Annotated in this window: 1 protein-coding gene; it reads left to right on the forward strand. The window is 49.7% G+C overall.

From position 1 onward, the window contains the following. Positions 1 to 1,524: GTPase HflX (gene hflX / locus RMO35_RS04215; RefSeq protein ID WP_309738768.1), on the forward strand; the 1,524-nt coding region annotated here is incomplete at its 5' end. Positions 1,525 to 2,390: the final 866 nt, after the last annotated feature.

Raw genomic sequence — 2,390 nt, forward strand, 5'->3', positions numbered from 1 at the left:
TATATCAATCGGCGCGGTCAAATTATTCGCTTGGGTGTGGGTACTCCCGGTCAAACTCAAATTCCCCCGTTAGAATTACCCCGCTATGGTGCGGAGCGGTTGAGTGGGATTCGGTGTATTTCGACTCAGCTCAAATCGGAAATCCCCAGTGAGAGCGCACTCACCTCGATGGCGATCCAGCGGCTGGATGCGCTGGTGATTTTGAACATTACTGGCAGCGGCTTTCAAAAGCGTGGTGGGGGTGCGACGGGATATATTCAAGATACCTATCTCGCACACCTAGTGCCACATCCAGAGATTAACTGGACGATTTCGCCGCCGTTGAGTTTAGAGGATCTGAGCGATCGAGACTTTCTAGATCTAGTCGATGGGATCGAAAGTGAATACGCGCGGGATGTTGCCAATCAGAACGTCGCCGATGAAACCGATCGCGTATTATTAGTAGGTGTCAAAACTGACTACGTGACTACTCAGCGATTTAATGATGGCTTAGAAGAAATCGTTAAATTAGTCCAAACCGCTGGCGGGGAAGTCCTCCAAACCGTCCAACAGAAGCGATCGAAACCCCACCCCCAAACGGTAGTTGGCGAAGGCAAGATCCAAGAAATCGCCCTCGCCGCGCAAAAAATCGGGGCGAATCTGATTGTCTTTGATTGCAATCTCTCCCCCAGCCAAGGACGAAATCTGGAAACCCAAATCGGAATTCGGGTAGTAGACAGAACTGAGGTGATCTTAGACATCTTTGCCCAACGCGCTCAATCTGGAGCGGGTAAACTCCAAGTCGAACTAGCCCAACTAGAATACATGATGCCGCGTCTAACTGGGCGCGGTCAAGCCATGTCTCGCCAAGGTGGTGGGATCGGCACTAGAGGGCCTGGAGAGACCAAATTAGAGACCGAACGCCGGACGATTCAAAAGCGAATTTCACGACTTCAGCAGGACGTGAACCAACTCCAAGCACATCGTTCGCGGCTGCGGCTCCAACGCCAGCATCACGATGTTCCGTCTGTGGCTCTAGTCGGCTATACTAATGCAGGTAAATCCACCCTGCTCAATACCCTAACTAATTCCGAAGTCTACATCGCCGACCAGTTATTCGCCACCCTCGATCCGACAACGCGACGGTTTCAGGTACCAGCGAGCAATGATGGGGACTTGCGGCAAATATTACTCACCGATACAGTTGGTTTTATTCACGAGCTACCACCACCACTGATGGATGCCTTCCGCGCCACCCTGGAGGAAGTTACCGAAGCCGATGCGCTGATCCATCTGATCGATCTGTCCCATCCCGCTTGGCACAGCCATATTCGCTCCGTGATGGGAATCTTGAGTGAGATGCCGATCGCCCCAGGGCCATCGCTGATCGTGTTTAATAAGATCGATCGGGTCGATAGTGACAGACTAGCTCAAGCTGAGGAAGAGTTCCCTAATGCGGTATTTATCTCTGCCTCCGAGCGGCTGAGTCTCGAAACCTTGCGCCAAAGAGTCGGACAGCTCATCGCTTATACGGTGCCAGCTTAATCTCGATCGGTAGGTGGGTGCAAATATTTATTAAATAGATAATGCCTAAAACCTATACGGTGGGCGATGCCCACCCTACTAGTTATCTCCCATCTCCCATCTCCCATCTACCCACACTAACAACCCATAACTAGCACTAGTTATATTTGCTCTCGATCGACCTTACATGATGAATCATGACTTTTTAGTTACCTTTTAACCATTGGATCTACGGGGATCTAGGTTAAGCTGTTCACATCTGTACTCGATCGGAATCTAATTTATCTAGTTCCCAGAGAGCTTACAGGGTGGTTTAACAGAACGTGCGGGAGTCGGTCAGCAAATTTTCCCGATCGACTCCTCTGCCTTTTCTCCCCAAAATTCACGGTCGAGCCGCTTGCCGCAAGTTTGAGCCACATAGAGCTTTAAATTTAATTAAGCTGCATTATCCTCCTAGAGAGAATCTCCGGAGGATTTCTTGCGTTTTGGCAAGATGTTTGTTACAATTCTTAATAAGAGATAACAACCAGCTTTACAATTCAGCATTAACGTCCCAAGCGGTCACATACCAGCTAGTATCAGTTTTTGGCAGAGTCTAAGGAATGAGTTTTCTCCTCCCAACACAGCTATCTTACCAACCGATCGATCGATCTGTTGGTTTTTCATTATCTGACAACAAATCCGGTTTGTACAACCGACAAACCTTGCCCTCACCCCCAACCCCTCTGTCTTGTCGTTGTCTTGACGCACAAAAACGGGAGGGAACCTCCCGTTCGATGCGTCGATTTTTTCTTCGGGGGGAACCATAGACATAAAAACGCCGCTCCCAAGCTTGGGAGCGATTCGCGCTCGTCGGGTTCCCCGACGGTTTAGCGAATCAAGACAGA

This window comes from Chamaesiphon sp. OTE_20_metabat_361 (genome assembly GCF_031364565.1).